Below are 20,321 nucleotides of genomic sequence, written 5' to 3' on the forward strand. Positions count from 1 at the left end.
TAGGCCCTCCAGCGCTGCGTCCAAAGCGTCTAGATCCCAACGGAACCCCTTTCCGATCCTCTTCGGCCGAGGAAGCCATGGATGCTTCTCCGGTTCACGAGCCCACCGCCGCAGGACTTCCGGGTGAACGCAGATGTGCGCGGCGGCATCCTTGGTCGGCACCCACCGCCGAACCGGTGGCATCAGCGGTGCCGGATCAGCAGACACGGTTGTCTCCCCGCTGGTCAACAGCAGAATTATTGCTGATAGTTTGCTGACTGTGAGGGGGATTGTTCGCAATAGAGGGAGGCGGCAGCCCGACCGCGAGCGCTGCCCGGTCGTACTCCGCACGCCATTCCCGCCGTTGCGCAACAGCTTTGAGCAGCAAGAACCCACGTTGAGGAATCCGGGTACCCGGACCGACCTTGGACCATGTGTAGCGGCGCAGGTCCGGGCGTGGCTTGTCGATGCCGACAGCGGCCAGCGTCGCCCGAACGAACTCCATCCGATCGGCCTTGTGATCCCCGATCGTCTTGCCTGTCCACTTCTCCGAGGTCAACACCCGATTACCCGGCAAGCCGAGGTTTTCGCGGCGATGTGCGCGCCCCTTGCACTGCCCAGGCCGGGTACGGGCTGTCGCGCCTTTGGGAACGATGCCGTAGGCCAACCACACCGAGCACCGCTCCGAGCACGGAGTCTGGCGCAGCGTCGCGTGTAGCCGGGCGTAATGGCCCCGTTGCCGAGCGGTTTTCGCCTCGAGGATGTCGGACACCGATTTGGTCAGGTACTTGCACAGGTACCCGATCCCGCGTTCGGCCTTCTCGGAACCGCCGACCAACCGGCGCGCGTCCACCTTCCGCCCGAAGCGCGCCACATGCGCCGGTTGCGCGTCCTCGGCCCAGGTCGATTCCATCGCTTCGTCCCAAGATTGCAGCGCCATTCGGCTGGTCGGGTCGACAAAGGTCTCCTGCTCGCGGTCCCACACCGGTAGATGAGTACCGCCGCAGAGCAGGTGTTTCGGACGCGGCCACCACACTTGGTGATAGGTCGCTTCGGTCACTCGCCGGATCAGGTCGACATCAACCAGCCCGCGCAACGCGATGTGCAGGTGCGGCGCACCCCGTTTCTGCGGTTCGACCACCCCGAAGTACTGGATGTTCCAGCCGATCGCACGGCGCAGGTTCTGTATCCACCGCGAGAACAACCGCGCGCACCAGATCGCATCCCAGGCCGCACGCGCGTAGTCGTAGCTCTCGGGGTCGATCGGAGTGGAGTCCTCGCGATGGACCTTGCCGTAGGAGTCCATTGTGATCGTGACGAACATCGACGCCCGCGCGGACCTGTCAGCGTTGGCCCCGCCGATCGTGCGGTCATCGACAGGCAGTCGCGGCAGGTCGGGGATGTCTTGTCGGCGACGAGTCGAGCGGCCCCGACCCGCCCCGGTTCCGGTCCCGGAGTCGGTGTCTTCGGGTTCGGTGTCGTCGCTGTCGATGGGATCGCGGCCGGCATCGGTGGCTTCCGAATCAGCCGGCGGTTTCCCGGCGGTGCCGAGTGCTGTGAGTTGGTTGTCGGCCCACCCGATTTCGGCGACCAGCTCCGCGGCTTCATGGTCGACCCCTTCGGAAAGCGTCGCCATCAGGTCAGCCCGGTACACCATCAACGACACCTGATCCAACGATGGTCTCGCACGCGGTATCTCGGGCTCACGGTCCAGATGCCAACCCACCTGGCACTGCTGGGCACGTACCCGTTTGGCTTGGCGTGCGCACGGACCGCACACCACCTCGAGGGTGTGCCCACACGGCACCGGCACCAGCTCCCGTGCCCCGGTCTGGGTGTCGGTGCGTTCGAGGACCATGGGCCGCACACACACCCCGTGCTGTTCGGCCGCCGCGATAGCCACCTCATCGAACGAGGGCATCCGCAGGCGTAGCCCGGACACGGCGTCATCTTCGGCACGCCCACGATCGAGGACCAGTGTCGCGTCATGACCGGTCATAGCTCGGCCCACCCGCTGCCGGTACTAAATCGCTTGGTACGCAACGGTTTTCCATCTTTGTCACGAGGCAGAGGTGGGAATGTCGCCATGATCCACTCGATATCGTCATCGGTGGCCAAGTAGGCGCGCACACGGGTGATCTCGGTTGAGGTCTCGTGTTCGACAAACCCGACACCGGGCGTGTTCTCGGGGATCTCGTCACACAACGCGCCCCGGTCGCGCCCGCCCTTGCCGAACACCATGTCGGGTTGGGTGTGCTCACGCAGCCGCAACCCCACCCGGTAGGGGAAGAGCTGGCGCAACTCGAGAACTTCTTTGCTCGGGTCCTGCAAGCAGCCCACCACCGGCACCGCGACCGCGCGGGACTGGGTCAAGATCACCCCCAGGCATCGGGTGATCGCGTCACGGATCTTGCGATCGGAGTAGTACGCGGTCAAACTCGCCGCTTCATCGATCAACAGCAACACCAACGGCTCATCCACAGACGGAGTGATCGTGCGCGCCCGAGCAGACATGTACTTCTCGCCCCGCGACTGAACCAGCTTCACCGCGTCCTCGAGAATCGCGAGCGCTTCGGTTCCACTCGACGCGGCGAAACGCGCGAACCATGCACGGGCGTAGCCGAATTCGAGCCCGCCTTTGGGATCGATGACCCACACCACCACCGACCCGTCACGGATCGCGGGACCCAACGCGGCCAGCAGCGACCACGCCACCGATCCTTTGCCCGATCCGGTGGCACCGGCCACCATCACCTGATTGCCGAGAAGGCGCACCGTCCACGGTTGCCCCAGCTCGGTCACACCGACCGGGAGCGCGTGCAGGTCGACCGTTTTCGGATCGGCGCGCGGCAACGGGATCGGATCGGCGAGGATGTCACGGTGCACAACCTCGAGCCGCATCCAACCCGGTTTGAACAGCCGTATCCGGACCCCGACCGCGCCGAAGGCATGCCGTAGGGCGTCGGCTTGTTGTGCCCAGTCCTCGAGCGTCTGACCGTCGAGCATCTTGATTTCGAGGATGTCGGCCGCCGGGCCGGGCCGGACCGCAGTCAGGTACGGGGTTTTCACCTCGGTATCGAGCACGCTCGAAAGCCCGTGCATGGCAGCGATTTGCGACCAGCGACGGCGGTAGGTCCACCACACCCGATGTTTGGTTCGTATCCGCCCGCTCACCCAGCGTTGCCACGACACCGGCCAGGCCCACACCCACACTCCCCACACCGAGACCGCGACCACACCGACCGCGACACCGACCGGCCACCCCCGCCAGTACCCGGCAGCCACCGCGCCCGCGATCGGCACCGACAATATGGGAAATATCAACGCCCACAACATGATTCGTAGAGCTAGCATCACCGATTTCTCGAAAAGTCGCATCAGGTCGAGGCCGAGTTGATCACCGGCCGTGGAAGGTTGTTGGTTTCGGTAGAAGTCATCAGAACGAGCCATCATGATTTGTCCTGTCGAGTAGTCGCCATTGCCGCGCGAGAAGGCGCGGGGTAAGGACCCGAAGCGGTGCGGCGGTAACCGGTCGGAACCAGATACCGCCGCACCATCTAGCGGTGAGGTGTAGTCAGTCGCCGGACTTCGCCGGACCAGACGGGGTGCGCGGTCCTGGGGCGTACCCCGTGGCCCGAACAACCCAGCTGAGGTACTTGAACTCACCTTGTCCGGCCACACGCGGTGTGACGATCAGTCCGGTCAGCTCGATCGGACGCATGTCCGGTCCGATCTCCCCGGTTGTCGGCACCGGCTCGGTGTCGGACAGCAACATCACCTCATACGCCTTACGGCGCGGATGCTTCTCCGCCGGATCGAGAACGGCGATCTTCCAAACCAGCTCGTGAGACACCGGATCACGGCGTTGCGGTCCGGGCCGCAATGGATCACCGGTGTATTCGGTGTCCGGTACAACCGGTCCCACCTGGTACAACCCACGGGCGTAGAAGTCGGCGAATGCCGGGTGGAATCGGAAGTCGCGCCGGAACTCCGGCGTCTCGTTGGTGTCTTTTTGGACCATCACGGCCACCCTCTTTCAGGGTCAGAACACGCGACGGGGCGGTACCACAGCCAATTTTCGACTACTCTGGACATGGCAGAGCCCGTCTCTGCGTGGATGGAATGGGGACTCTCGCGGTGGGTTAGTGGCCCGTTGTCCCGCGTGAGTTTGTTTCGTTCAGGCTGTCCCCTCGGTCGCACGAGGGGACAGCCGCGATTCAGCAACTCGGAGTCTGGTTGATCATCAGGGCCTCTCTGTCTAGTCAGAGGCCGAGGCACCGGGAGAATGGCACGACGGCCGAAACGAAACGCCACCCGGTTCAGGGTCGCGCTGCTCTGTCCGTGTTCCCAGCTGACACATTCAGAGCGAGTCGGCGCGATTCGTCAGGTTACCCCCAACCTTCGCGGCGAATCATGCCTACTACCATCATCCAGACACATCCGCCCCGGTCAAGCCCACATCGGGTGGGTAATACGGCTCCGTTTTGACCGTTCAACGGTTAGATGTGCCAAATGCATTGGCAAGCAACCAAATTCGACTATTCTGCGGTACCGAAAATTGCGTCAAAATCCTTTCCGGCGAAACGTAAAGAGCACCACTCGAACACGCCGAGCGCCGAAACATGCGCGCACAGAACAGCATTCCAATCGAAGATGCATAAGTGTACGGCGGGGTCAAGGCTGCTAGCTGTTCCAATTTTGACACATCAAAAAATGATCGGTTTAATACTGCGCCCGCGTGGTTAAGAGTGCGTTCCTCCTGCGCCCTCCCCGCTGTATACCGACATACGAAACCCCCGGAGCTGTACGGCATCCGGGGGAGCGATGTAGTTGCTATTCGGCCGGGTAGAACTCGCAATCTGAACCTTCGGAATGCTTTTCGCATCCCTTTTCCGCGATCGTTCCAGCCTAATCAGTTTGGTCGACAACCCATTCCCGATAGCCCTCGTGGGCTTCGACGATGGGCACCGCGAGCACTTGCGGGGTGTCGTAGGGGTGTTCGGCGTCAGCGCGTCGGATGATCTCACCAACTGATGACGCGCGGGTATGGATCAACAGCAGCGCCTCCGCGTCATCCTGTATCGCGCCATCCCATGCGTAGATGCTGCGAATGCCAGGCATGATGTTCCCGCACGCGGCCAGCCGGTCGGCAACCAGCGATCGGGCGAACCCGGCAAGCCAATCGGCAGACTCGGCGGTGATCGTGACGGTAACTAGGGGACAGACTTCCTCGCGGGTCGAGCGAGCATCGGACGACTCGCTCAGAGACTTTTCGGCCATGAGGTCAAGTTTCCATCAGTCGACCGGAGTAGGTCGACCAACGGTTCGGATAGTTGAGCGTGGCGGGTGATCGCACCCCATCCACGAATCACCAGACCCGCAGCGGATTGACCGACCCAGGAACCGGCCATGGCTAGACCCTGTGGGTGTAGGGCGAAGTACATCGAACCCTTGGACCTAACAGCGCCTTCGGTCGCGACATACCAGCCCATGAGAGATTCGTTGTCCCACAACCGAAGTTCGCCAACCCAGGTATAGGACCCCTCGTCAACGGGTCGCGCACGGGCACCATCAAGCGCAAGGAACGCGCCATCCTGGGCGATGCTCAGCCCGTGGGTGTCGACCCGCTCCCCAGTATCGCCCCAGGTCTGCCATGAGGCGGACCACTCGCCCGAGAGGTCGAGCGTTCGGGCCGCCCGACCCACTAGTTCGTTGACCGAGACGCCGAGCGCGTCGGCAAGCTGTAGCCCGATCACTACGTCGGGAACGGACTCTCCGGATTCGTACCGGCTGATTGTCTTCTGATCCGTGCCGACTAACCGTCCCAGCGCGGCTTGCGAGAGCTGGAGTTGCTTACGCCGTCGTCGGATCACATCGGCGATGGTGTTCATCTTTCCCACGATAGTTCAGACGTATACGTCTGATCTAGACGGTCTCGACTTACCCGGAGCACAATCCTTGACACGGCACTTCGGAGGGGAGTGCGAGAGCAGGGGACGCCATGACAAAAGTGGAAATCGAAATCCTTGCCGCGTTGCGGCCTGGAGGAATGCTCACGCTTGAAACGATGACCAAGACCATCGGCCGACCGAAGTGGGTGGTACGCCGCGCTGCCAAATCATTGCGCCGCCAGGCTCTCGCGTCGGAGAACCGGGCCGGTCAGTGGGAAATCAGCGGTGGACGTGCGTAATGAACACGACTCGACCGCGCACTCTCGACGAGCCGCCATCGCTTGCTGAGTCAATCGCCAGTCTGGACGGCATGGGTTTGATTCGGTCCGTTTCACTGCCCAAACGCATACCCGGTCGCTACACAGCCGAATTCGGACCGCCACCGATCGACCGAGCCAGACCGTCTGTGTCAATGGCTGTCCATGGGTGGAAGGCCCAAACTTCCCGGTGCGGGGTCGAATCCCCACCCGGCATCGGGAAACCCAACCCGATTGCACCCCGTTGGGGACCGCCCGTCCCCGCGACCGGGTTGCCCGAGGAGTTCGTATGACCCAGACCAGCCCGCCCGCCACCGCCTACATCGAAACCCCCCGATCGCGATGCGAGTTCTACCGCCGCACATGCTCGCTGCCCACCGTGATCGACCCGGCAACCGGGCGGATCACGATGAAGGCCGGGATGGTCGGGGCAGTGATGATGCCCACCGACCTCGCTCGACGAGTCAAAACCGCCCTCGACATTCGAGGGGTTACGCCACTACCGATCATCGGCCACCCCCGAGCCGACATGTGGACCTTTTTGGTTCGCTCCGACATCAAGCCGATCCGTCAGCCCGAGAACGTAGCCCGGCTGTGGGAAGCGCGCGTAGTGGTGATCCGTGAGGGCGATATCGCGTTGCCGTCCCCGGTCCCGGACCCGCTGTTGGTCCGCACCTGGGTATCTCCGGCGATCAGCTCGTTCCGTCCATCAGGGTCGGTAGTCATCGATCGCGCCCTGGGGTTCCTACCAGGGCGGCACACCTGATGAACCGTGGCGGCCGCTCACCACGCCCCGACGAACCCGACATCCATATCACAGTCCAATTAGCCAGTGTCCGAATGGATTTCATCGCATGCCTAACCGCCGCACTGGTGTTCGTGTGTGAAGTGACCACCCGCCGCCCCGGCACGGTCACCGTTGATCCCGGCCACTGTGCGGGCCTGTCGCGGCTCCCCAACGAGCGGCTTTACCTCCAGCCCTGACCGTGTGAACACCACACGTTCCCCGACCAACCGAATGCCCTCGCTGCGATGCGCCCCGGTCGGCCTCCCAGTGCCTCACCGGCCCGCTGCGCGAGGGCGGCCCCGGAATCGGTTCCCGACGTTTCCGGGGCCCACCCATCTTTCTTGTCGACCAACCAGAGAAACGGAGACAGCCCCAACGTGAGCAACCTCGCCCCCGACCATTTCACCGTTTGGGACCAGTCCAGCCCCAACGCCGCGCGGGTGCTCACCGCCGTTCTGGGAGGCAAGGACTACTACATCACCGACCGCGCGATAGCCGAGAGGCTGACCCACAACAAGATCGCCCCCGCGATCACCGAATCACGTCGGTTCGCCCGTCGCGCGGTCGGATATCTCATCGACCACCACCAGGTCACACAGTTCGTGGAACTCGGGTGCGGGTTCCCTCATCCACCCAACATTCACGACATCACCGCCGAACGCACCGACACCGCCCGCACGCTCTACATCGACAATGACCGACTCGTAGCCGTCCACGCCCGCGCCCTGATGACCGCACAAACCATCCACACCGCCGAGATGGACCTCACCGACACCACCGCCATTCTCGACGCCATCACCGTCCGGTTCGACATGTCCGCACCGATCGCGCTGTGTCTGTCCGGCACCGCGGAATTGATCGATGACGCCCCGGCGATGGTCGCGGCATTGACCCACGCACTACCGGCAGGAACGTGGCTGGTGCTGACCCATGTCACCGCCGACATCCACGGCCACCACATCGACTCCGCTGCGCGAAGCCTGCGCGCGGCCGGAATCGATTACTACCCACGCACCCACGACGATATTGCCGCGATGCTCACTGGCTACCACCTGCACACCCCCGGTCTGGTCGCCCCGCACCAGTGGCGACCCGAACTCCTTGGCTCCAGTCGCTATGACCAGGCCACCGAACCACTACACCCTGCCGTGTGGGACCTGGCCGCCTATGCCGCGATCGGTCAACGACACCGGGCCGAAAGGCGTACACAGTCCGTTGTGCTGGTGACTCCTGACGTCACCGTCTACTGATGGCGCCACACCTTCACCGAGGAGATGAGCAGGAGCGCGGTCAGTATCGGGATAAGCGCCGCGCTGGGCACGACACCGAGCAACAAGCCACCGGCGATGGTTCCCGCGATCGATCCGGCGGCCATGACGAACACGAAACGGGTATTGGCCCGCAGGACTTGGAAGCTGGCATCGCGGCTGTAGCGAGCGAACGCGACCAGCATGGTCGGCAACGACACCATCAGCGACAGGCTCCCCGCGACCTTGATATCGACACCGAACAGCAGCACGATCGTCGGGATCAACAGCTCCCCGCCCGCGACACCCATCAGTGCGGCCACGATCCCGATCCCGACGCCCGCGACCACCGCGACACAGATCCGCGCCACGGTCGGTAATTCCAGCGTGCCGACATGGCCGAGGTGGGTCACCGACAGAGCCGCAGCGATCAGGACCAGGAGCAGGGCCAAAACCCGGTACAGGGTGCGTGAGTGCATGCGCGTGGCCCAACTCGCGCCGAGCCAGGCACCGACGAGGCTGCCCGCGAGCAGGTTCGCCGCGATCGTCCAGTGCTGACTGATCTCGGTGTAGGGCAAAGCGATCAGCCGCGCCGGGAGTGCCGTCAGGACCACGATCAGGCTCATCGCCTTGTTCAGGATCACCGCGTGCAGGGCCGCGAACCCGAACAACCCGATCAGCAGAGGCAGCCGGAACTCCGCGCCCCCGAGCCCGATCAGCCCGCCCAATACCCCGATCACCGCGCCGGTGGCGAAGACCAATAGCAGCGCGTCGCGCCGTGCCACGGCCGACAATCCTGTCGGCTCCCCGACCACTTCACTCACACGCCGAAACGGTACGGGTGCGCAGCGATCTCACCGCCCGCAGCCCAAGTGTTGTCAGGATTCGCCGATACCGAAATCTGGCAGGCGGACTCGACGTCAGACGCCACCGATCGGCCTCGCGATTCACCGATAGAGCCACCCAGTCGCTTCACACGTGAGTGTGTGCATTCCTTGGCGTGGTGAGAAGGTTCTGGGCAGCTTTGGGGATGGGTTGCTGAGAGGAAGGGAGAACCGGGAATGGAGGAGCTGGGTCCCCGGAGATGAACAGAAAAAGAAAGAGAAGCCGGTAACCCAGCTGAGTAGTTTTGTACGTATCAGGTGAGAAGCTTTGCCGAATTTCTCTCTACAACATCAAGAGCGCGAACGCGCCGCCCCAAGGTGCCCCCACGCTGCGCTCCGGGGGACACCCGGGCGACGCGAACCTTCACGGCCCCACCTGCCCCAGGGCGATGTGTAAGCCGCAGAAACTACAACCCATAGTGCGGCAAGGCCATCGGGCATGCGTGGGCTACTTCCCGGAACGTGCGCCAGCCTCGCCGTGCAATCCCGAGCGCTGCCGCACCCCTCCGGGGTTTGCCCTACAGCCAAGTTGCCCATGGATAGCTAGACGGCTCAGGTTGCGGCGCGTCTACTCTTCGACACGCCGATCGGATGGGGCGTTGGTCCCCAACTATCTCCCAACTTATTCGCCTGCTGCGCGCCGTTGTCGAACGTATGTCTGAGTTGTCAATGGTTGTTCAACCTGCCTGTTTTGCCAGGTGAGGCACCATTTATGGGTTGTCGATTGTGGTCTTAGGTTGCCTCTGGTAGCTGGTGATTTCTGTAATGAAAAGGTCGGGGGTTCGATTCCCCCAGGCGGCTCCGAGGTCATCAGACCCTTTCCGGGAAACCGGGGAGGGTCTTTTGCTGTATCTAGGGGCCGCCGAGGAGGTTCCAGACTGTTGCGCGTTCGTGGGCGATGTCGATAGGGGTGCCCGCGAGGGTGGTGAGGAGGTCGGGGAGGGGCCAGGTGGACAGGTGGGCGTAGCGAGCTGAGTAGAGGCCGAGGTGGGTGAGGGCGTAGGTGTCGGTGTGGTCGAAGAGGGCGTAGGCGATGACCTGGTAGAGGTCGTTGGAGGTCAGGGAGTCGGCGCGGATGCCGGTGCGCTGGTTCTTCGGACCGAGGTGGGTTTTGAGGTCGAGCAGCAGGCCTGCGCTGATGAGGTCGGCGTCGGCGTTGCACAGGACCGAGGCGTCGAAGGTGGGGCCGGGGAAGGTCGGGGGGTGCAGGTGGGGGAGGAGGTGTTCTTCGGCGAGGCCGCGGAGTTCCCAGAGTTGGCGGATGGCGTCGGGGGGTGCGAGGGCGAGGAGATGGTCGGGGGTGAAGCGCCCGGTTCTGAGCACGTTGTCCAGGGCTGACTCGCGGAGCAGGCCACGCCGGTAGACCTCGGTGCACAGGGCAAGGGCCCAGCAGGCTCGGCTGAGTCGATCGACGTCGGTGGCGGTCGGGGCGACCGCGGCCTGAGCGGTCTCGATCACCGACTCGATGACGGCCGACTCGCGCGGATGGCCGAAGAATCCGAGGAGCGGCAGGACCGGCGCGTGCTCGGGGACCAACAGGAATCTGATCTCGAAGTCGAACGCGGCGCCGAGTGTGGCCGGGTTCGCGCCGCCGGTGTCGACCAGCAGTGGTCCGGCTTCGCGCCGGTACTCGGCCTGCACATCCCTGGTGTGGGGAAACCGGTCGTGGAGATATTCGCGCAGCGGCGAGGTCTTGTCGCGCAGTGCGGCGGACAGATTGGTGTAGACGTACACGGACCCTCCGTCTCCAGAGATGAGCGTGCTGTCGATAGTGCCACGGGCCGTGACCCCATGTTGCATAAAGATCTTTGCACACCTATCTGTGCAAAGAGTACTTTGTAACTATGGCCGACGAGGTACCGCCCAGAGAGATCACCGATCCCGCAGCGCTGCGAGCGCTCGCGCATCCCCTGCGTCAGCGCATCCTGCGCGCACTCGCCGAGAACGGACCGGCCACCGCGACAGCGTTGGGCGCTCGGCTGGGCGAGAACACCGGCGCGACCAGCTACCACCTGCGCCAACTCGCCGAACACGGCTTCATCGAGGAGGCGCCCGAACTGGCCAAGGGCAAGGAACGGTGGTGGCGTTCGCCGCCGAAGGACCTGCGCTACCGAATGGATCGCGAACAGTCACCGGAGCTGCGCGAACTGATGGAAGGTCTTGTCGCGCAGCACATCACCGAAGACATCGAGATGTTCCAGCGTTTTCAGGCCGAGCGTGCCGAGCTGGGTGAGTGGGCCGACATGATGCCCTTCTCGCGTGGCGCGATCTACGCGACGCCGGCCGAACTCGAGGAATTCTTCGAGGACTACATGACGCTGCTCAAGCGCTTTCAGCAGTCGCACCCGCAGGATCGCCCGGGCGCCCGCCGTGTGCTCACGCGCTTCCTCGCCTTCCCCGCACCTCGCACGAACACCGCAAACTAGGACTTGGCGTGCTCTCGATCTTCCGACGAATCATCCTGCTCACCTTCATGATCGCCGTCGTCGCCGGATTTCCGGCGGCGCACGCGCAGAACACCACCACCGTCGACATCACCGTCACCCGCGCGGACGGCACGACCACCGCGGGCACGGTGCACGCCCCGGCAGGCGCGACCGGCAGGCCGGGCGTCGTGCTCGTCCACGGATCGGGCAACGGCAGCGGCGAGCACTACGACCATGTCGCCGAGGCATTCGCCCGCGCGGGCATCGTCGCGTTGCGCTACGACAAGCGCACCGAGGAGTACACGCCGTCGCACCGCGACTATTCGCTCCTGGCCGACGACGCGCTGGCAGGCGTTGCCGCACTGCGGAATCGGCCCGAGGTCGACCCCGCGCGAGTGGGTCTGTGGGGCCTGTCGGAGGGCGGATGGGTCGCGCCCCTCGCCGCGTCTCGATCCGCCGACGCGGCCTTCTTGATCACGATCGGCGCGAATTCGGCCGCACCCGCCGCACAACAGAACTGGGCGAACGAGACTCGGTTCGGCGCGGCGGGCGTGCGCGGTTCGATGGTCGATGTGCTGGCCCGCAACGGTATTCGTCAGCTGGTCGCCGCCGGTCAGTTCGCGCAAGCCGACTACGACCCGATCCCGGTGCTGGAGCGGATCGCCCAGCCGGTCCTCGCGATCTGGGGTGATCAGGACCGTCTCACTCCGCCCGGTGACAGTCTGCGCGGCTTCCAGACCGCCTTCGAGCATGTCGGGAAAACGAACTACACGCTGCGCACGCTCCCGAACGCCCAGCACGCCGGACAGCCGACCACCGATGGCTTCGACAAACTTCCCGGCTTGGCGCCGGGATACGGCGAGCTCATGGCTGATTGGGTCAACGGGCTTCCCGGATCCGCCACCCCGCCGACGGCGGATCAGCCTGCGGCACAGGGGCATCCGGTGCGGGCGCTGGCTTCCGCCTCCTGGTGGGAATCGACCGCGATGCAACTGACCTTGCTGTTCGGCATGATCCTGGCGCTGGCCGGCTACGCGTTCACCGGAATGATCCGGTCCCGGCGACTGCCCGATCGGCTGCCTGCGCGAGTGCTGTTGTGCACGACGGTGATCGGTATCCTCGGCACGATCGTCCAGCTCGGCTACATCCTCACCACCCGCGCAACCTCGTTCGGCCCCTTGCTGTTCGGCCGCACCCTGCCCTGGCTGGCACTGCAACTGATCGCCCTCGGCGCGGTGGTCGCGCTCGGGTTAGTGCTCGCTCGCGCCCGTCACACGCTCGCCGGTGCGAACGTCGGAGCACGGACCCGATGGGCCCTCTTGGTCTGCGGTGGAACAGGTTTCGTGCTCTGGGCGCTGTACTGGGGTCTGCTGCTCCCCTGAACCTACGAGAAAGGCCCCCGACGAGGTCGGGGGCCTTCTTCGCGGTTACTCCTGAGCCGATCGCCGTTGATCGGTCTCAGGAGAACTGGCTCGGGTCAGCGGGCTGCGACGTTGCGGCGGGTGGCCCGAGAGTTCATGGAGCTGCGCAGGATCTGGTGCAGAACGGCGTCGAAGGCGTCGGTGTCTTCGACATTGCTGAGGTGGCCGTGCGGCAGCACGTGGAAATCGGCCAGGTTGCCGGTGCGGCGCAGGATGTCGACGATCGGGCGCGACAGGCGCTGCGGCAGCAGACGGTCCCTGGCACTGGCGATCACGGTGGTCGGGACGGTCAGGTTGGCGGTGCCTGCCGACAGATCCATGTCGGCCATCGCGGCAGCGTGACGCCCGCGCGCGATCGGACGGCAGGAGCGGATGATACCCATCGCGAAGTCGACCTCGTCGGCCGTGGCATCGGGGGTGAGAATGCGACTGCGCAGAACCTGCTGGGTGAGCCAGCCGCCGGGGATCGGCAGCGGCGCGAACAGCAGCGACTCGCTGACCGGCTGCGGCATCCGCACCGGTGCGCCGAGCAGGGTGACCGGGTACTGCGCGACGGTGAGCTGCTTGTTCAGCAGCGGCAGCATGTCGGTTTCCCAGCGGATCGCGGCATTGGCGGTGTTGGCGAGCAGCACGGCGGACGCGCGTCGCGACACCTGCTCGGGGTGATGCTTGGCCCAGGCCTGAATGGTGAGCCCGCCCATGCTGTGCCCGGCCAAGACCGCTTTCTCGTCTCCACGCAGCGTCGCGTCGAGGACAGCGGACAGGTCGTCGGCCAGGGTGTGTTCGCTGGGAGCGGCGGTGCCGAGAGTGGAGGCGCCGTGGCCGCGCTGGTCGTAGCTGACCACGCGGTACTCGCCGGCGAAGGCGGTGATCTGCGGGTTCCAGTATTCGATACTGCAGGCCCAGCCATGGATGAGGACCAGGGTGGGGGCGGTATCGGGACCGTAGACGTGGACCCGGATCTGCGCGCCGTCCGCGGTGGTCACCGGAACGACCCGGTGCTCGACGGTGGGGGCGTTGAATTTCGCAGTGGCGAAACTGCGGGTACGCAGCCCGGCCCGGAACTGTGCGGTCAGTGCGCCGGTCTCGAGGTGAGAGACCATGGATCGCGCTGCCGCGAGCGTCATCATCGACTTCGCAAGCATTGTCGGCACTCCTTTGTGTCGTAGGCCACCGTACAGTGCAAGCCAGGGTGCTAGCTAGTGTTAGCGGGTCACAGTGTCCCACTTGTTGTGAACTGGGTCACCGAGCGTGCTGACATTGTGAAATCGCCTGAAATCAGCGAAAAATTACACCGGAAGGGCACGATCGGGCATCGGTCGCGCTGGCGGCGGCGTACGGCCGCCGCTACCGTAATGGAGTGGACAAAACGCACGTCACGGCCGAGTTTTCCGGCGCGGACCCGAATCGGGGTGCCGCGCGCTCGACCTGGCAGCGGATGACGCCACCGCTGATCGCCGCCGGTCTCGGCGTCGGCACGCTGGCGCTGCTGCATTTCCGTGACCCGCACGTCGAGGGTTCCTACGGCCTGTGCCCGGTGTACGCGCTGTTCGGGGTGTACTGCCCCGGGTGCGGCGGCATGCGCGCGATGCACAACCTCACCGACGGCAACATCGTCGACTCGCTGCACAGCAATCTGCTGGCCCTGCCGCTGACCGTCGCCTTCGCGGTCTTCGTCATCGACTGGATCGTGCGGGCCCGCCGGGGACAACGGTGGCGCGTGCCCGGCCTCAGCGCGGTGACCGTGTGGTCCTTCTTCGGCCTGCTCGCCGTTTATACCGTGCTCCGCAATACGCCGTGGGGAACGTGGCTCACCCCCGTCTGACGTTTGGTTCACCGGCTGATTACCGGGCAACCCGAAGCTATGGGCGATTCACTGAAAGACAGAGTCCGGCAGAAGTTGCAGCGTCAGCTCGCCGAGGACGGTCCCGACCCCGAGCAGGACGACGCCAGGACCATCTCGGTGGCCGACGACCTCGACGCGCTCGAGATGGTGCAGGCCGAGGATCCGCTCATCGAGGAACTGGCCCAGCGCTACCTGGTGTTCTGATGCGCCTGCCCGCCCAGCGGCGGTAATTGCGGCAGCGGCTTGGTCCCGAGCCAGATCGCGAACAGCCCGCGCATCGGCGCCACACTGTAATGACCGGCCAGGTCGACGAATTCCTCCGTAGTAATAGAGGAGTGCCGGTACCGCACGGTCCACTCCCTGATCAGTTCGAAGAACAGGTGATCGCGCAGTTCCAGCCGCAGCGCGTGCAGGGTGAGCGCCCCACGCTTGTAGACCCGGTCGTCGAACATGTCCTTGGGTCCGGGATCGCCGACGATGATGTCCTGCGGCTGACGCGCCAGGTTCGCGCGCGCTGCCCGAGCCAGCTGATCGGCGGTCGGCCCACCGGACGCTTCGGACCAGATCCATTCCGCGTAACAGGCGAAACCTTCGTGCAGCCAGATGTCTTGCCACCGCTTCAGCGTGAGGCTGTTGCCGAACCACTGATGCGCGAGCTCGTGTGCGACAAGACGTTCCGCGCCGCGCTTGCCATCGCAATGATTGGCGCCGAAGATCGAAATGCCCTGCGCCTCGATCGGGATGTCGAGCTCGTCGGCGGTGACGACCACGGAGTAGTCGTCGAACGGGTACGGCCCGAACCTCTCGGTGAACAGGGCCATCATCTCGGGCTGACGTGCGAAGTCGTGTTCGAAGTTCGCCCGCAACCGCGGCGGGATGACCGCGTGCATCGGCACCGGTTCACCGACGGCGCCGACCCGGTACTTGCGGTAGTTGCCGATCTGGATCGTCGCCAGATAGCTCGCCATCGGCTCGGCCATCTCGTACACCCAGGTGGTCTGGCTGGCCTTGGCCTGCTTATTGACCAGGGCGCCGTTGGCCAGCGCGTAGAACGGGCTGTCGGTGGTGATCGAAATCCGGTAGGACGCTTTGGAACTCGGGTGGTCGTCGCACGGGAACCAGGACGCGGCGCCGTTGGGCTGGCTCGCGACCAGCGCGCCCTCGGTGAGCTCTTCCCAGCCGACCTCGCCCCACGGCCCGCGCACCGGCTTGGGGGTGCCCGAGTAATGGACGGTGATCTCGAGAACGCCACCGGCGGGGATCTTCTGCTGCGGCGTGAGCGCGAGCTTGCCCTGCTGATGGACGAATTTCACCGCCTTCGACCCGTTGACGAGCACCTTCGACACCATCAGCGCCTGCGACATATCGAGGGTGAACCACGGCCGCACCGTGGTGGTGACCGCGATGATCACCGCACGCCCGGCGAGCCGGTTGGTGGCGGGTCTGTAGCTCAGTTCCAGCTCGTAGCGGGACACGCGGAAGCCGCGATTGCCGTTCTGCGGCAGGTACGCGTCGATGGGGTCCTCGTAGAACTTGCTCCGCATCAGGCGGCTCCGCGCTGCCTCGACTCCCGCGTCGAGGCGGGATCGGTCCAGTGCGAGATGGGATTGCCCCACCAGCGAGTCGACGGCGGAACCACGTCGCCGCGCATGACGAGCGACGCCGGGCCGATGGTGGCGCCCGCCCCGATGTGGGCGGCGGGCAGGGCGACGCAGTGCGGGCCGAGGGTGGCGCCCGCGTCGAGTGTCACCGTGTCCATGGACATGATGCGGTCGTGGAACAGGTGTGTTTGCACCACGCAGCCGCGTTCCACGGTCGCGCCGTCACCGAGTGTCACCAGGTCCGCCTCCGGTAGCCAATAGGACTCGCACCATACCCCGCGGCCGATCTTGGCACCGAGTCCGCGCAGCCACAGATTCATGACGGGAGTACCCGTGGCGGCACGCGCGAACCATGGCGCCGCGACGGTCTCGACGAAGGCGTCGGAGACCTCGTTGCGCCACACGAACGAGCTCCACAGCGGGTACTCCACCGCGCGAATCCGCCCGACGATCAACCACTTGGCGGCCACCGCGATGGCACCGGCGACCGCGCCCGCGGCCATCAGCACCAGACCTGAGACAAGAGCCGCGACAAGGTAATCGGTGTGCTGAGCGATCGACGCGAGGACGAGCAGCACGCTGAGTCCGATGGCGAAGGTCACCATCACCGGGATCAACCGGCAGGTCTCCACGAAGGCGCGGGCCAGCTTGAGCCGCAGCGGCGGATCGAACGTGCGCGAGGTGTCGCTGGATTCGGTCGCGCGACGAAGCCGCACCGGCGGGCTGCCCAGCCAGGACGAGCCTGCCTTGGCCTTGTTCGGTGCGGCCGAGAGCACCGCGACCAGACCGTTCTTGGGCACGCGCCGACCGGGCGCTGTCATCCCCGAATTGCCGAGGAAGGCGCGCTTGCCGACCTTGGATTCGCCGATGCGCAGCCAGCCGCCGCCGAGTTCGTAGCTGCCGATCATGGTGTCGTCGGCCAGGAACGCGCCGTCGGAGATCACGGTGAACTTGGGCAGCATCAGCACGGTCGACGCCTCGACGTTCTTGCCGATCTTCGCGCCGAGCAGGCGCAGCCAGATCGGGGTGAGCAGGCTGGCGTAGAGCGGGAACAGGAAGGTGCGGGCGGAATCGAGCAGCCGCTCGGTGGCCCACACCTGCCAGCCGGTCCGGCTGCGCACGGGGTGGTAGCCCTCGCGCAAACCGATGCTGAGCAGGCGTACCGCGAGCACGGTCGCCACGGCGTACACGCCGAGGCTGAGCAGGGTGGCCAGCGGCAGGATGGCGAAGCCGCGCAGGGCGGCGGCGCCGATGGTGGTCTCCTCGCGGACCCACCAGGCGATGAAAGTGCCGCCCACGGCGAGGCCGAACACGGGCATCGCGGCCAGCACCATCGACGACAGGCCGAACACGACCAGCCAGTGCCTGGCGCGTTCCGGGGAGTGGTCGGGCCAGCGGCGCGGCGCCTTCCCGGTCTTGGTGGCGGGCGAACCCGCCCATTCCTGTTCGCCCTTGACCTTGCCCGAGACGGCGGAGCCGGGGGCGATCTCGGCCTTCTTGCCGATCTTGGTGCCGGGCAGCAGGATCGAGCGGGCGCCGATCACCGCGCCGTCACCGATGGTGATGCCGCCGATGTGCACGATGTCGCCGTCGACCCAGTAGCCGGACAGGTCCACCTCGGGTTCGACGCTGGCGCCGTCGCCGAGTTCGAGCATGCCGGTGACCGGCGGCAGGCTGTGCAGGTCGACGCCCTTGCCGATCTTGGCGCCGAGCGCGCGGGCGAACGGAACCATCAGCGGTGCGCCGGACAGGCTTTCGGCGCCGCTGGCCTCGGACAGGCGTACGGCGGCCCACAGACGTAAGTGCACGGCCGAGCCGCGAGGGTAGGACCCCGGGCGAAGTCCCGCGAGCAGGATTCGGGCGCCTGCCACGCAGATCGTCATCCGGCCGATCGGCGAGATGAACAGCACGAATGCCAGCAGAATCCACCACCAGGACAGGCGCGGCAGCCACGGCAGCGAACCCGACCAGCCCGCGATGCCCGAGACCACGGTCAGCCACGTGACCCACTGCAACCCGGTGAGGGTGGTCAGCGGAATCGTGGCCAGCACCTGGACGATCTGCGCGCGCACCGGTGTCGGCTTCACGACCCGCACGTCGACGGCGTCGACCGGCGCGCTGCCGTCGAGGAGTTCCACCAGCGAACCGAGCCGCGGGTGGTCGTAGAGATCAGCGACGGTGACGTGTGGGAACCGCTCACGCAACGCGCCGACGAGCTGTGCCGCCGACAGCGAACCGCCGCCCAGATCGAAGAATTCCGCGTCGAGATCGGTGGCCTCGGCGCCGAGGATCGCGTCCCACAGGCTCGCCACCCAGGCCGCCGTGCCTGACAGTCCGGTCTCGGCGGGCTCGTCGGTGCTCGGCAGCGGCCACGGCAGCGCGTCGCGGTCGACCTTGCCGGAGGTGCGCGTCGGCAGGTCGGCGACGATCGCCAGGCGCGGCACCAGCGGGGCCGGAAGTTGTTCGGCCAGAATCTCTCTGGCCTTCTTCACGTCGAAGTCGGGTCCGGCGCCGGTGAGATAGCCGACGAGGATCTTGTTGCCCGCCTTGGTGGTTCGGATCGCGGCAGCCGCACCGCTGACACCGGGTAGGTGCTGGAGCGCGTTGTCGAGTTCGCCGAGTTCGATGCGGCGCCCGCCGATCTTGATCTGGTCGTCGGCGCGGCCGAGGAAGATCAGGCCCTGGTAGTCGTTGCGCACCAGATCGCCACTGCGATAAGCGCGTTCCCATCCGAGCGAGGGCAGCGGGGCGTACTTCTCGGCGTCCTTGGCGGGATCGAGGTAGCGGGCCAGACCCACGCCGCCGATCACGAGTTCGCCGGTTTCGCCCTCGGCCACCGGGTTGCCCTGCGGGTCGACGACGGTCAGATCCCAGCCGTCGAGGGGCAGGCCGATGCGCACGGGCATCTCGCCGGTGAGCAGCGCCGCGCACGCGACGACCGTCGCCTCGGTGGGACCGTAGGTGTTCCACACTTCGCGGTCGGCGCCCGCCAGCCGTTCGGCCAGCTCCGGGGGCACGGCTTCGCCGCCGAAGATCAACAGTCGCACCGATTCCAGCGCTTGGGCCGGCCAGGTCGAGGCCAGCGTCGGCACCGTGGAGACGATGCTGATCTCACGGCGCATCAGCCACGGGCCGAGGTCGGCGCCGGTGCGCACCAGATCGCGCGGCGCGGGGACCAGGCAGGCGCCGTTGCGCCAGGCCAGCCACATTTCCTCGCAGGAGGCGTCGAAGGCCACCGACAGACCGGCCAGCACACGGTCGCCGGGGCCGATCGGGGCCTTCTGCAGGAAGAGCCGGGCCTCGGCGTCGACGAAGGCGGCGGCGTTGCGATGGGTTACCGCAACACCTTTGGGGGTGCCGGTGGAGCCGGAGGTGAAGATGATCCACGCGTCGTCGGCGGGGGTGGGCAGGGTGTTCCAGTCGTGGTCGCCGGAGGCGGTGGTGGCCGACTCGATGCCGTCGCCGGTGGCGATCGCGCTCACCCTCGCCTCGCCGAAGACGAGCCTGGCTCGCTCCTCCGGGTCGTCGGCGTCGACGGGCACGTAGGCGGCGCCGCAGTAGAGCACGGCCAGAATCGTCACGTACAGCGCGGCGGAGCCCGAGGGCATCCGGACGCCGACGCGGTCGCCCGGTCGCACGCCCGCCGCGGTGAGTTCGGCCATCCTGGCCTCGATCGTGGCGATCAGTTCCATGTAGCTGAGCACGACGGTGCCGTCGTCGACGGCCGGTGCGTCCGGGTGTGCGAGGGCGGTGCTGGTCAGGATGTCGACCAGGGTGCGCGGCGGCGCGGCGAGATCCGCGCGCAACAGCGGGTCGCGCAGGACCGCCGGTACCTCAGTGTGTGGCTCGAGCATCGTGCTCAGTCCACCTCTCATCGGTTGACCCCCATCGGTGGTGTCTGTTGTTTCATGAGCGGGTTACC

Annotated in this window: 17 protein-coding genes and 1 tRNA gene; 8 read left to right on the forward strand and 10 right to left on the reverse strand. The window is 65.8% G+C overall.

Annotation, left to right across the window (positions count from 1 at the left end; genetic code table 11):
• Positions 1-196: 196 nt before the first annotated feature.
• The 5 genes from ACFVJ5_RS11515 to ACFVJ5_RS11535 all read right to left on the reverse strand — a co-directional run bounded on the left by ACFVJ5_RS11515 (position 197) and on the right by ACFVJ5_RS11535 (position 5,870).
• Entirely contained in the window at positions 197-1,978 is a 1,782-nt protein-coding gene (locus ACFVJ5_RS11515) for a replication initiator (protein WP_379219935.1), read from the reverse strand.
• Complete coding sequence (locus ACFVJ5_RS11520) at positions 1,975-3,282, reverse strand: FtsK/SpoIIIE domain-containing protein (protein ID WP_379219936.1); 1,308 nt, start codon at positions 3,280-3,282, stop codon at positions 1,975-1,977. Before ACFVJ5_RS11520 ends, ACFVJ5_RS11515 begins: the two co-directional genes overlap by 4 nt.
• Before the next feature lie 271 nt (positions 3,283-3,553).
• Positions 3,554-4,000: a hypothetical protein gene (locus ACFVJ5_RS11525; protein WP_379219937.1), complete on the reverse strand. Its 447-nt coding sequence runs from the start codon at positions 3,998-4,000 to the stop codon at positions 3,554-3,556.
• An 887-nt stretch (positions 4,001-4,887) separates the two neighbouring features.
• On the reverse strand, positions 4,888-5,259 hold the full coding sequence (gene cutA, locus ACFVJ5_RS11530) for a divalent-cation tolerance protein CutA (protein ID WP_379219938.1): 372 nt from the start codon (positions 5,257-5,259) through the stop codon (positions 4,888-4,890).
• A complete protein-coding gene (locus tag ACFVJ5_RS11535; protein WP_379219939.1) occupies positions 5,241-5,870 on the reverse strand; it encodes a helix-turn-helix domain-containing protein in 630 nt (209 codons plus the stop codon). Before ACFVJ5_RS11535 ends, cutA begins: the two co-directional genes overlap by 19 nt.
• A gap of 110 nt (positions 5,871-5,980) precedes the next feature.
• On the opposite strand from ACFVJ5_RS11535, the gene ACFVJ5_RS11540 reads away from it, so the two are divergent.
• The 3 genes from ACFVJ5_RS11540 to ACFVJ5_RS11550 all read left to right on the forward strand — a co-directional run bounded on the left by ACFVJ5_RS11540 (position 5,981) and on the right by ACFVJ5_RS11550 (position 8,224).
• On the forward strand, positions 5,981-6,169 hold the full coding sequence (locus tag ACFVJ5_RS11540; RefSeq protein WP_379219940.1) for a hypothetical protein: 189 nt from the start codon (positions 5,981-5,983) through the stop codon (positions 6,167-6,169).
• 307 nt (positions 6,170-6,476) lie between these two features.
• Complete coding sequence (locus ACFVJ5_RS11545; protein WP_379219941.1) at positions 6,477-6,953, forward strand: DNA-directed RNA polymerase subunit beta; 477 nt, start codon at positions 6,477-6,479, stop codon at positions 6,951-6,953.
• A 398-nt stretch (positions 6,954-7,351) separates the two neighbouring features.
• Positions 7,352-8,224, forward strand: a complete 873-nt coding sequence (locus tag ACFVJ5_RS11550; protein WP_379219942.1) for an SAM-dependent methyltransferase — start codon at positions 7,352-7,354, stop codon at positions 8,222-8,224.
• On the opposite strand, the gene ACFVJ5_RS11555 is transcribed toward ACFVJ5_RS11550, so the two are convergent.
• Entirely contained in the window at positions 8,218-9,045 is an 828-nt protein-coding gene (locus tag ACFVJ5_RS11555) for a sulfite exporter TauE/SafE family protein (protein ID WP_379219943.1), read from the reverse strand. The genes ACFVJ5_RS11550 and ACFVJ5_RS11555 overlap by 7 nt on opposite strands.
• A 799-nt stretch (positions 9,046-9,844) precedes the next feature.
• Between ACFVJ5_RS11555 and ACFVJ5_RS11560 the strand changes: the two genes are divergently transcribed.
• Positions 9,845-9,906: transfer RNA gene (locus ACFVJ5_RS11560), tRNA-Ser, on the forward strand.
• A gap of 51 nt (positions 9,907-9,957) precedes the next feature.
• Here ACFVJ5_RS11560 and ACFVJ5_RS11565 read toward each other — a convergent pair.
• Positions 9,958-10,839, reverse strand: a complete 882-nt coding sequence (locus ACFVJ5_RS11565; RefSeq protein WP_379219944.1) for a hypothetical protein — start codon at positions 10,837-10,839, stop codon at positions 9,958-9,960.
• A gap of 110 nt (positions 10,840-10,949) precedes the next feature.
• Between ACFVJ5_RS11565 and ACFVJ5_RS11570 the strand changes: the two genes are divergently transcribed.
• Both ACFVJ5_RS11570 and ACFVJ5_RS11575 read left to right on the forward strand, forming a co-directional pair.
• Entirely contained in the window at positions 10,950-11,531 is a 582-nt protein-coding gene (locus ACFVJ5_RS11570; RefSeq protein WP_379219945.1) for an ArsR/SmtB family transcription factor, read from the forward strand.
• Between the two features lie 8 nt (positions 11,532-11,539).
• Complete coding sequence (locus tag ACFVJ5_RS11575) at positions 11,540-12,913, forward strand: alpha/beta hydrolase family protein (RefSeq protein ID WP_379219946.1); 1,374 nt, start codon at positions 11,540-11,542, stop codon at positions 12,911-12,913.
• 95 nt (positions 12,914-13,008) lie between these two features.
• On the opposite strand, the gene ACFVJ5_RS11580 is transcribed toward ACFVJ5_RS11575, so the two are convergent.
• Complete coding sequence (locus ACFVJ5_RS11580) at positions 13,009-14,097, reverse strand: alpha/beta fold hydrolase (protein WP_379219947.1); 1,089 nt, start codon at positions 14,095-14,097, stop codon at positions 13,009-13,011.
• Between the two features lie 215 nt (positions 14,098-14,312).
• On the opposite strand from ACFVJ5_RS11580, the gene ACFVJ5_RS11585 reads away from it, so the two are divergent.
• Together ACFVJ5_RS11585 and ACFVJ5_RS11590 are read left to right on the forward strand one after the other, a co-directional pair.
• Positions 14,313-14,777 (forward strand): DUF2752 domain-containing protein, encoded by a 465-nt coding sequence (locus ACFVJ5_RS11585; RefSeq protein WP_379219948.1) that lies wholly within the window; start codon positions 14,313-14,315, stop codon positions 14,775-14,777.
• Between the two features lie 39 nt (positions 14,778-14,816).
• Positions 14,817-15,002, forward strand: a complete 186-nt coding sequence (locus ACFVJ5_RS11590) for a hypothetical protein (protein WP_379219949.1) — start codon at positions 14,817-14,819, stop codon at positions 15,000-15,002.
• Here ACFVJ5_RS11590 and ACFVJ5_RS11595 read toward each other — a convergent pair.
• On the reverse strand, positions 14,987-16,342 hold the full coding sequence (locus ACFVJ5_RS11595) for a M1 family metallopeptidase (protein WP_379219950.1): 1,356 nt from the start codon (positions 16,340-16,342) through the stop codon (positions 14,987-14,989). The genes ACFVJ5_RS11590 and ACFVJ5_RS11595 overlap by 16 nt on opposite strands.
• A complete protein-coding gene (locus ACFVJ5_RS11600; protein WP_379219951.1) occupies positions 16,342-20,253 on the reverse strand; it encodes a Pls/PosA family non-ribosomal peptide synthetase in 3,912 nt (1,303 codons plus the stop codon). The genes ACFVJ5_RS11595 and ACFVJ5_RS11600 overlap by 1 nt, the downstream gene beginning before the upstream one ends.
• Positions 20,254-20,321: the final 68 nt, after the last annotated feature.

This window comes from Nocardia sp. NPDC127606, assembly GCF_042671725.1.
Lineage (GTDB): Bacteria > Actinomycetota > Actinomycetes > Mycobacteriales > Mycobacteriaceae > Nocardia.